This is a genomic window from Trichothermofontia sp., assembly GCF_053493415.1.
Window position 1 is genome coordinate 16,981 of record NZ_JBRCAD010000183.1, and the last position, 10,135, is coordinate 27,115.

Here is a 10,135-nt window from a genome sequence, read left to right on the forward strand (position 1 = left end):
TTAACTGATAGATAAAATCCAATGGCTCGCATCTAACCAATCTTTAGCCGGCCTGCCACCGAGCAATTGCCAGCGCCACAGGTCATGCGTCAGCCCTAGCATGGGAACCCCATGCCAAATCTAGTAAGGGTTTTACCCCTGCCAATCTAGCGCCTAGGGGGACGCTCACGGCGCTCGGTGCTGCTGGCTTTCGGGCGACTCCCCTGCACAGTAGGCACGCTTAGCCGACTTCTAATAACTTTTTCTTATCTTGAATGACTTATTAAATTTTATTACTAATTGCCCTAGGGTTCTCCAGTAATCTGTGGTTGCAAGACTGTTTTTTTCCCGTAGTATCAGAGTTGAAGCTGACGCGGGTGGCAGTTGTTAGCCTGTAACCCACGCTGGTTACCTAGACCCCATGACACGGCTACCGTTCAGCTTGAGACGCCGCTTTCATCTTTAACTTGAGAGGAATTAAGTACATGGCAACTTACAAGGTCACCCTAATTAACGAGGCTGAAGGTCTCAACACAACGATCGACGTTGATGACGATACCTACATCCTGGATGCGGCAGAAGAACAGGGCTTGGATCTTCCCTACTCCTGTCGTGCGGGTGCCTGCTCGACGTGTGCAGGAAAGATCACTGAAGGGACGGTTGATCAATCCGATCAATCCTTCTTGGATGATGATCAAATTGCTGCTGGCTTTGTTCTAACCTGTGTGGCCTACCCGACATCTGATTGCACTATCTTGACCCACCAGGAAGAAGCCCTGTACTAAGACCTGCGTTTGGCAAGAAGCCGCTGGGGGTTGGTAGCTCAATCAAGGTTTCTTGCCGACGACTGTCTAGACAATAATTCAAGGCTCATTTTTTACCGCAGATCAGGTTTCCTGAGGATTTTTGCCCTTCGGAAACCTCTTTTCATTTTTCATAGAATTTTTCTACACAAGGGCACTTGGGGAAACTCACCCCCGATCCTCCTCTCCCCAAACCAGCGAGCGTAACTGGGAAGTCCAGATTTTAGGCCCCTTTCGCAGAACGGGCGAGGGCGAGACTTGTCCCCTGTAGGGGCGACTTTAGTCGCCAAAACGACTGGTTTCTGGACTGTTCCAAGACTCTCTAAGGCGATCCAGGGCCTAAGGTAATTCAGTGTCCAAGGTTCGGCCTGCCCAATTCTGGACACAAGTTTGCGAGTTGGCCTGTCTAAGCAAGGCTAACTGAGGCGCGATCGCCTGGGCATAGGTCTGCAATTGCTGTTCAGCCGTAGCATCAAAGGGTTGTCCATCTAATCGGTTGAGGACCATCAGGGCACCGATTAATTGGCCCGTATGGACGATCGGAACGGCGAGGGCAGTCTCAATCCCCCAAGCTGCCACATAGTCCTGGCGCACCCGCGAATCCAGGGAGGCTTGACAGACCAGAACGGGACTTTGGCTTTGGAAGGTGATGCCACATAGGCCAGAGGTGGCGGCTGCACCCCGTTTCCCGACGATAGCGGCGGCATATTTACCCACCGCAGCGGCATAGTAGACTGCCGTGCCGGCGGCCTCGGCCAAAGCGACTACGGCGGTTTCCGCCTGGACTTGGGCTTGGGCTTGTTGGGCGAGGGTTTCCAAGTCTGGAAGGGTGGGGCGATCGGGCGGCAATCCGTCTGACATAGGCAGGGTTGAGCGGGGAAAAGAACCAAGGGGCTGACGCAGGACCAAGGTGACACAACGCTAGATGGCGCTACGGGTTAAGGGGTATCTTGGTTTGCACTCGCCGCTTCATCGTGGCCGCCATGTAGGACTTGTTCAAAGGTCAACCGTTGTTCAGCATTCCGGAGGAAGTAGCCGCTGATCATCGCTGAAGCTAATAACCGGCCCAGGTTTTCGCGACTGGTGGTGACCGTAATATCAAAATGCTCCGAGGGGAGGTTGCCCAGGAGTCCAATAATGTTGCGCTCCATCACCTGAAAGACCTCGGGTGAAGCAGGGCGGGAGAGTTGGGCCACAGCTTCCGGACTCAGGGACTGCACATAATTCCATAGGGTCCCTTCCGACTCCTGTTCCCCATTAAAGAAGTTGCGCGTGGTGTTATTGGATCGATCAGACATGGTATTCAACTCCATTTAGCGGGCGGGCGATCGCCCCAGCCTTGCTCCTGGTGTGGGAGGGATAGCCCAGCCATAGCCAGGTATTGGACTCAGGAATGAAGGGAGGCGATGTTCCTTCTCTACACTGTAACAAGTTCAATTCTGTGGGAAAGTCGGTTCAACCGAACTCATCAGAGGGGGTTAATCCCCCTAGGGGATAATGTCAGGCCATAATTGCTGCAAACGGGTATGCCAAGCCCCCAAAATCGTCTGGCGTTGTTCTGGGGATTGCGTCAGGTCCCCCAATAGGCCCTCATCGTAGAAACGCTCTAGGGTTTGCATGGTGGCAGTCAGCGTTTGGCCCTGCTGCTTGGCGGCCTGGATGATTTGCCCAATGCGATTATCCACAAATTGGTTAAAGCAGTCGGTTAATCCCTGCTGTTTGAGCATCTGGAGCCGATCGATCGCCGCCGTCAGGTCGGCAGCCGTTAAACTTGCGCGGGGATGCTGAAACACCCCCCACAGGACATCCTGATGTAGGGCATAGCGAGTTTCCTGGCTGGCATCAAAGTTATAGGCAAACAGTTGTTCGAGGAGTGGCCGCACATCTTGGAACGGAGAGATTGGGAGCAGGACCCGCAACCAGGAGCGATCGTCCGAGAGCAGAATGAGAATCTGGCTCCCCCCGTGCTCAACTTGCCACAATCCGGGTGTGGTGGAGTGAAGGGACTCCCCAAACAACTGGCGCAGGTGTGGCTCAATTTCATCTAAATGCATACGTGGGTCATCTGCCTTCATTGAGGAACAGGGCATCTACCTCTGGTAAGGAAGGATTAATGCTGATACCGGAGCCAATTTCAAACCCAGCAGCGGTTGTTAAGCGGGGGCGAATTTGACAATACCAATGTAATTGTGGCTCTTCAATCTTATAGCGAGCAGCGGTAATAATGGCATAGTTATAGTCGGGATTATTCAGCTTATGATAAATTCTGGCTAAAATAGCTTGCAGAATCTCAGCAAAAGCCGAGCGTTGTTCTGGGTTCATGGCACCAAATTCACTTTGATGGTGTTTGGGTAAAATCCACACTTCAAAGGGGACTTCAGCCGCAAAGGGAATAAAGGCTAAAAAGTGATCATTGCTGCCAACAACGCGTAATTGTTCGTCATTTTCAAACTCCAGCATATCACAGTAGGCACAGCGACCCCATTCATCAAAATACCGTTGGGCTTCGTCCTCGTGCCAGCGACGGTGACGGGGCACGATCGGGGTCGCAATAATTTGGGAATGGGGATGTTGCATGGATGCCCCGGCTGCTTTCCCATGATTCCGGAAAATAATAATCCACAAATTTTCCCGGATACGCATCAGATTTAAATAGCGCTGATAATAGGCTTCGATGACGGCTTCAACTTCTGGAACCGACATGAGCGCTAAGGTCGTGTGGTGATCCGGGGTTTCAATGACGATTTCATGGTGGCCGTAACCGGGTAACTCCAGGTAGTACACCCCGGAGAGCGATCGCTTAATCGCCACATCCGCTGATAGGACGGGATATTTATTCGGAACAACCCGGACTTGCCAGCCACTCCCCGACAGGGCCGGAATTTCCAGCAGAATCTTCTCGGTGCCCGATGGGGGATGATCGCAAAAGGGACAGTGTTTGCTCGGCTTCTCCTCCACTGGCTCAGGCGATTTGCGGTTAAGAAATTCCTGGGGGCGTCCCTTCCGATTGGGGGCACAAATAACCCATTCGCGGGTGGCACGATTTAGGCGAATGTTATTATGAGTCACGAAATACCCGCTAGTTTTGCATATTTTTATACTCTACTGCTAACAAACGTTGTGAATAACTGACAAAACTGACAGAAAAATTTATAGAAGTTCCGTGAACGGCCTTGTCCAATTGGGCGGCAGCAGCAGGGTCAGGAGCGACGCACCCGGGGCGCTAATACAGGGCTGGGACGCCAGATGCGGCAGGTTCAGGGGTCGGTGCTGTGGTCGTGGGGGGGGAGGTGAACGGCGAGGCTAAGGGGGTGCCATCGGCATCCCGGACTTCCACGGCGGTGGTGATGTCGGTGTTGATCCGGTTGGCAAAACCGTGGGCGTTGTTGGCCTGTTGGAAATGGCCGATCTTAATCAGAATATCCTGGCGCGAGGGGTTGGCAGCACAAACCATGGCGGTGGCTCCGGGTGGCAGGACGGCCCGCACATCGTCGAGATAGGTGGGCGCAAAGACGATGACGGCGTAGTGTCCGGGCGGGGTCGGTTCACAGGCGGGCACGTAGATGGGGCGGGCGATCGCGGCCCCAGTGCTGAGCAGTAATCCTGTGGTTGCTAATAGGGATGGCCCCAACGGGGATGGCCAAAAACGATCCACCATGCACCTCCGGTTGCATACTGAAGGATTCCCAAACCGGTCACCTTGAGGGGTGATACTTCCTTTTTCAGCAGACAGGCAGGCGATCAGGGTAAAACTGGCGGGGAGAGAGGACCTCACTTCCCTGGGATAGAAATGGGATAGAAAATGGAAGAGAAGCCGATCCCATTGTGGGGAGATTCCCACCCTAGGGTATGCTAAGCGAGTTATTCACCGCTGGACTAATTAGCCGCTTCAGGGAGGATCTGCAATGTTTGCCATCGCTGTCCAGTCGGGACTATACCGCACCTATGTGCTGTCGGATGCAACCGCCCGATCGCGTCTGGAGGTGGTGCCAGAACGCGGTGGGATGATCACCCGTTGGCAGGTCCAAGATCAGGAGTTGCTGTATCTAGACCAAGCGCGGTTTGCTAATCCTGATCTGACCGTGCGTGGCGGTATCCCGATTCTGTTCCCGATTTGTGGTAACCTGCCCGACCAGACCTATCTTTACCAGGGCAAGTCCTATCAGTTAAAACAACACGGTTTTGCCCGCGATCTCCCTTGGGAGGTGGTGGAGCAAGTTACGGACGATCGGGCGGCGATCAGTCTAAGTTTGCGCAGCAATGAACAAACGCGATCGGTCTACCCCTTTGACTTTCACCTACACTTCACCTACCAAATTCGTGGCTCCCAACTTGAGATCGAGCAACGCTACACCAATCACTCCGCCGATTCGATGCCCCTGTCCTTTGGCCTCCATCCCTACTTCCTTGCGCCTGATAAATCCCAATTGCGGTTTGAAATTCCCAGCACCCAGGCGCTTGACCAACGCACAGGGAAGGTCGTACCCTTTACCGGTCACTTTAACTTCCAACAGGAGGAAATTGACTGGGCATTTCGCTCCCTCTTTCAACGGGAAGCCATACTCAACGACGATAGCCGCCGACTCAAACTTCGTCTGCACTATAGCTCTCCCCATGCGGTGCTCGTGTTCTGGACGTTGCAACACCAACCCTTTGTGTGCTTGGAACCGTGGACAGCCCCCCGCAATGCCCTGAATACGGGTGATCATTTGCTGCACCTGGAGGCGGGGGCAACGCTAACGGCCCACGTCAGGTTCGATGCCCAATTGGGGTAGTCCTGGTGGCGATGGGGTTTCTAATGCGGCGATCGTGGCCAGCAGCTCCCGTTCAAAGGCGACCTGGGCACGGTTGGTGCGCCCACCCAGGTAAAGGCGATTGCCCTGTTGCAAGGCCCAAATTTGGGAATGGGACACATAGCTCATCACCACCCCCAACATCAACAGGCCAAACCCAGCATAGACCAGGGGAATGCCCGGATCAGCCTTAATCTGAAGCCCCGTACTCCCCAACAGATCCACCACCGCGAGGGTCACGCCCTCTACTTGGGTGGACATCCCGGTGCGCACGGTGGCAACCAGCTTGCCTGCCGAGTCATAGACCAGCAGCATTCCCTGCAAGTCCTTGGCAATGAGGGAAATCCCGGCACTCAGATCGGGCTTAATGGGGACCCAGGTGCCCCAGAGGCGGCCCTGCCCCCCCGTATCCAGGGGAGCCATTGGCAATTGTAAGGTGGGACTGTTGTTGATCCGAACCTGGACCGCCGCGATCGCCCAATCGGCTTGGTAAAGGGTCACGCCGCGATAGCGTAGGGGCTGGTTAACGTGGATCGTTTCGCGCTTGACTTCCTGTTGCTGGGCATCCAGGACCGACAGGTCCGAGTAGAACTGATCGATCGTGCCGTCGGGGGTATAGTCGATCCAGAAGCGGTTCACATGAACCGACCAATCCTGGGGGATACGGGCGGCTGACCACGGCCCCGCATGGAGAATATTGCGAATCTGAAAGGTCATCCCGGTTGGCACCATTTCCTGGGCCATAAACCCGGTCATTGCCCCCAAAATCGACCCGGCCAAAATCAGCAGCATACTGGCGTGGACAACGATCGGGCCAATGCGTCCCACAATACCCTTGCGGGCATAGAGGGTAGGGCCTTCCGTAAATACGCGGTAGCGCTGGGTTTGCAGGAGGGGCACTAACGGGGTGAGATCGGTCGCCGCCACCTCGGTGCTGAGGGCCAGCTTTTCAAACTGACGGGGGTGCTGATAAAACTGCCAGTGGCGAGCCGCCTTCAGGGCTGGCAATTGGCGCGTAAAGGTACAGGTCGTCAGACTGGCCCCAAATAGGATCAGTAGGCTCAGAAACCACCAGGTCTGGTAAACATGATCGAGGCCGATTGCCAAGATCAGTTTCCCGGTCAGAAACCCAAACAGGGCAGGATCTTCCGGATAGTTGGCGGCATAGAATGCGGCTGACTGGCCCTGCTCGATCACCGTGCCCGACATACTGAAAAGGGCAATGACTAGTAACAGGACGATCGCCAACCGTAAATCGGCCAGGACACGGAGGACCCCCTGTTGCCAAAACCGTTGCAGCGGCAAGAGGAGGGGGGTCAATTGGGGCGGGTAGAAATCTTTGGCAGTCATGGCAAGAGGGGAACGATCGCGATCGGCAGCAACGTTACGGTAATCCTAACGGTACCCTAACCCTGAGCCTAACGGGTAGCCGAGGCGCGATCGGCGGCGCAGCCAACTGCTTTAGGCTGCAACCGCCAATATGCCATTCTCAACCTTCAAACCCTAAGCTGGCAGCAGGGGCGTCAACCGGGACAGTAACGAGAAGAGGCCAAAGCCCACCAGCAGAATGCCACTGGTCGGAGTAATCCAAGCCGACCACTGCCGTAACTCCAGGAACTTCTTAATGGCAACCGTAAAGGTTCCCGCCACCACCAAGGGAGCCACGTAGCCAACGGTATAGGCTAGGAGCAGCACACTACCCAATACCGGATCTTGGGTGGTTGCAATCCAGGTGAGCAGCGTGGCCAGTACCGGGGTGCTACAGGGCGAGGCCACCAAGCCAAAGGTGAGACCCAGCAGATAGGAACGACCACTCCGGGGCAGGGCGGCGGGTAGCAAGGCCATCCCATCAAAACTGGGTAGGGGCAAGGGCAGGGCCTCCAGGAGGGATAACCCCATAAGGATGGCCACCAGGCTAACCGCGATCGGTAGGCCAACCCCAATCTGACCGTAGACCCGCCCCACTAAGGTCGCGACCATGCCTAAGCCCGCCAGGGTGGTGGCTAACCCCAGGGAAAACCAGAGGGATTGCACCGTGCCCTGGAGCCGGGTTTGGTGGTCATAGCCGCCCAGGTAGCCGATCGTGATCGGAAGCATCGACAGCGTACAGGGGGTGAGGCTGGTGAGCAACCCAGCCCCAAAGAGGGTGACCAGGCTCAGGGCACTTAAGTGCAGGAGTTGTTGATTGACCAACTGGTTGGCGAATTGGGTAAGCTGATATAGCTCGGTTTGGACGGTCTCAAGCATCGTGTGGGTTTTCCCGCTGTCTTATCGGCTGATATTTTGTATCTTGCCCGATCTCAGCCGGAATGGGGCATCCCCCTGCACGAATCGACGACGATGCTTAAACCGCTCGGCGGTCGTTGGCCTCGATCCTGCTACACCCAGTTGTGGCTTAGTAGCGCACTTGCAAAGTGACGCTGGCTTTTACCTCCTGCTCCCGGCCAGCGATCGGGGTCGTGGCGTCTTCCATCTTCATGGCAGCGGGCGCGGGCATAAAGACCGGACGCGGGATCGGTGCTTCGGCATGGTTGATTTGAATACCCACCACCTCTTGCCGGGTGAGGTTCAAGGTACTCAGGACCACATCAGCTTGTCGCTGGGCATCCTGGGTCGCTGCCCGCAGGGCTTGCTGTTGGGCAGCGGTAACGGCGCTATCGGTGGCCGTGAACCCGATGCTGTCGATGCGGGTTGCCCCTGATTGCACGGCCCGATCGAGAATTTGGCCCGCTTGGGCGATCGGGAGTTGAAAACTGACCACATTGCTGCCTATATAGCCCCGCAACTCTTGGCGATTATTTTCGTAGCTGTAGCGGGGATTGAGGCTGACCCCGGTTGTTGCCAACTTGTCCACATTTTGCGATCGCAAAAAGGCCACAACCGCCTCGGCCCGACGGGCGACCTCTTGTTGCACACCGGTTGCCGTCTCTCCTTGCACTTCGACGCCCAGTTGCACCTGGGCCAAGGTCGTGGGAATACGTTCAATGCCTTCACCCGTGACGGTTAGGGTGCGTAGTAGGCGCTCCTGGGCCAGGGCCGGACTCGTAAGCAGCAGACCCATTACACCGATCGTGAGCGGGACGATTGGCAGACAGCGCCGCCACAGGGATGGGGTAGCCAAGGGGCGGCCTAGCGATGCACAGGGTTTCATGGGTAAACCTCCTCACCCAAAAGAGTGTTGTTGATAGTCTTGCTAATCCCTACCTTGACACGGACGCCAGCGCCGGGGAAGACGGTTACAATTCTGGCAACATCCTAATTACTGCCACATCGCTGTCACCCTGCTCGCGGACCGTTTGATTGGCACACGGATTGGCACACGGATTAGTCCGCTTTTTGGCCTGCAACCCGATCGGCACTCCCCGATAACCCTACCCCTACCCCCTCGCCCGTATGCGTAAACTCAGTCCCACCACCCAGGTCTTTTTGGGTATCCTCGCCATGACATTACTGGTGTGGATCTTGCGGGGGGTGCGGCTTTTCGCCTTTTTACCCAGCTCAGCTATTTGGGGACTGTTGCTGCTGACGATCGGCGCGGGGGTGATTGCCATTTGGCAAGGTGCCCAATAGCTAAGCTTGACTGGATAGGTCTTGGGACAACCCGATTCAGGGGGATGGGGGTAAGGTAAACGGCGGCAGTCGGGTGCCACATCGCTTACAGAAATTGGCATCCGCATCGTGGAGCGCATGACCACAGTGGGAACAGGTAATTTCCCGTTGGCTCGTCGCTTTTACTAATTCCTTAACCAAAATACTCAGTTGCCAGGGAATTAAAGTAACGCCCGTTAAAATCATCATGACCGTAATCAAGCGCCCGGTATCCGAGATGGGCGTCACATCACCAAAGCCAACCGTGGTCATGGTGACGACCGAGAAGTAAAAGGCGTCGAAAAAAGTCCGAAAGGTCTCTGGGTTTTGCAGGTGTTCGGTTTGGTATATCAGACCCGCCGAGATAAAAATAATGGTGAATAGGGTAAACAAGACGCGAACGAGGGCAAGGCTGTCTTCGGAACTGAAGCGGTGAAATAAAACCCGGCCTTCCAGCAAGCGCACAAGGCGTAAAATCCGAAACCAGCGGAAGATACGCAAGAACCGCAGAAAGCCAATATCGATCGCGACTAAAAGCGAAGGAAGGATCGCCAGGAGATCAATCAGAGAATAGAGGCTGAGGATATAACTGAGCCGGAATTGGGCACACCAAAGTCGCAGGACATACTCGATCACAAAAATGATTAGGATGCCCCCATTTAACCAGTTGAGAATCTGGCGAATCTCCGGGGCGATGGGATAGGTCTGGATGACAAAAACGGCAGCTGAAACAACGACTAAAGTGGCAATGGCTAAATTAACCCTGCGCCCGATCGGGGCGTCGAGGTCTTCCAGATAGGTTTCGAGTTTCTGGCGGATTGACATCGGTTGCGCGATCCCCACTTCCAGGCCCTGTCCTAGGTATTGAGGGTGATAGGTATTAGCAATCGTTATTGAGTGAATCCTAGCGCTTCAATCCTGATCAGCTTGCGGTTCCGAGCGCGGGGGTGGGGGGGAGTCAGCCATCTGGGG

Annotated in this window: 12 protein-coding genes; 3 read left to right on the top strand and 9 right to left on the bottom strand. The window is 55.3% G+C overall.

Annotation, left to right across the window (positions count from 1 at the left end; all coding sequences use genetic code 11):
• The first annotated feature begins 464 nt into the window (after positions 1–464).
• The gene (locus ACWIUF_RS16225; protein WP_448573564.1) at positions 465–764 is read left to right on the top strand and encodes a ferredoxin; all 300 of its coding nucleotides are present in this window, start codon (positions 465–467) and stop codon (positions 762–764) included.
• A gap of 357 nt (positions 765–1,121) precedes the next feature.
• Here ACWIUF_RS16225 and ACWIUF_RS16230 read toward each other — a convergent pair whose 3' ends face one another.
• The 5 genes from ACWIUF_RS16230 to ACWIUF_RS16250 form a co-directional block, all read right to left on the bottom strand.
• Complete coding sequence (locus tag ACWIUF_RS16230) at positions 1,122–1,643, bottom strand: GAF domain-containing protein (protein ID WP_448573565.1); 522 nt, start codon at positions 1,641–1,643, stop codon at positions 1,122–1,124.
• A gap of 77 nt (positions 1,644–1,720) precedes the next feature.
• On the bottom strand, positions 1,721–2,080 hold the full coding sequence (locus tag ACWIUF_RS16235; RefSeq protein WP_448573566.1) for a DUF760 domain-containing protein: 360 nt from the start codon (positions 2,078–2,080) through the stop codon (positions 1,721–1,723).
• A gap of 189 nt (positions 2,081–2,269) precedes the next feature.
• Entirely contained in the window at positions 2,270–2,836 is a 567-nt protein-coding gene (locus ACWIUF_RS16240) for a hypothetical protein (protein WP_448573567.1), read from the bottom strand.
• Between the two features lie 7 nt (positions 2,837–2,843).
• Positions 2,844–3,851: a galactose-1-phosphate uridylyltransferase gene (gene galT, locus ACWIUF_RS16245; RefSeq protein WP_448573568.1), complete on the bottom strand. Its 1,008-nt coding sequence runs from the start codon at positions 3,849–3,851 to the stop codon at positions 2,844–2,846.
• Positions 3,852–4,005: 154 nt separating this feature from the next.
• Positions 4,006–4,440 carry a hypothetical protein gene (locus tag ACWIUF_RS16250; protein WP_448573569.1) on the bottom strand — a complete coding sequence of 145 codons (435 nt, stop codon included), beginning with the start codon at positions 4,438–4,440 and terminating at the stop codon, positions 4,006–4,008.
• Positions 4,441–4,687: 247 nt separating this feature from the next.
• Here ACWIUF_RS16250 and ACWIUF_RS16255 point away from each other — a divergent pair, with 247 nt between their 5' ends.
• The gene (locus ACWIUF_RS16255; RefSeq protein ID WP_448573570.1) at positions 4,688–5,557 is read left to right on the top strand and encodes an aldose epimerase family protein; all 870 of its coding nucleotides are present in this window, start codon (positions 4,688–4,690) and stop codon (positions 5,555–5,557) included.
• Here the strand turns inward: ACWIUF_RS16255 and ACWIUF_RS16260 are convergent.
• From ACWIUF_RS16260 to ACWIUF_RS16270, 3 genes are all read right to left on the bottom strand, one after another.
• Positions 5,519–6,925 (bottom strand): cytochrome c biogenesis protein, encoded by a 1,407-nt coding sequence (locus tag ACWIUF_RS16260; RefSeq protein ID WP_448573571.1) that lies wholly within the window; start codon positions 6,923–6,925, stop codon positions 5,519–5,521. The two genes, ACWIUF_RS16255 and ACWIUF_RS16260, sit on opposite strands and share 39 nt — an antisense overlap.
• A gap of 153 nt (positions 6,926–7,078) precedes the next feature.
• Positions 7,079–7,822, bottom strand: coding sequence for a cytochrome c biogenesis protein CcdA (locus tag ACWIUF_RS16265; protein ID WP_448573572.1), 744 nt, complete (start codon positions 7,820–7,822; stop codon positions 7,079–7,081).
• A 148-nt stretch (positions 7,823–7,970) separates the two neighbouring features.
• A complete protein-coding gene (locus ACWIUF_RS16270) occupies positions 7,971–8,726 on the bottom strand; it encodes an SIMPL domain-containing protein (protein WP_448573573.1) in 756 nt (251 codons plus the stop codon).
• A 242-nt stretch (positions 8,727–8,968) separates the two neighbouring features.
• Here ACWIUF_RS16270 and ACWIUF_RS16275 point away from each other — a divergent pair, with 242 nt between their 5' ends.
• A complete protein-coding gene (locus ACWIUF_RS16275) occupies positions 8,969–9,145 on the top strand; it encodes a hypothetical protein (protein ID WP_448573574.1) in 177 nt (58 codons plus the stop codon).
• Positions 9,146–9,181: 36 nt separating this feature from the next.
• Here the strand turns inward: ACWIUF_RS16275 and ACWIUF_RS16280 are convergent, their stop codons facing one another.
• Positions 9,182–9,988 (bottom strand): ion transporter, encoded by an 807-nt coding sequence (locus ACWIUF_RS16280; RefSeq protein WP_448573575.1) that lies wholly within the window; start codon positions 9,986–9,988, stop codon positions 9,182–9,184.
• Positions 9,989–10,135: the final 147 nt, after the last annotated feature.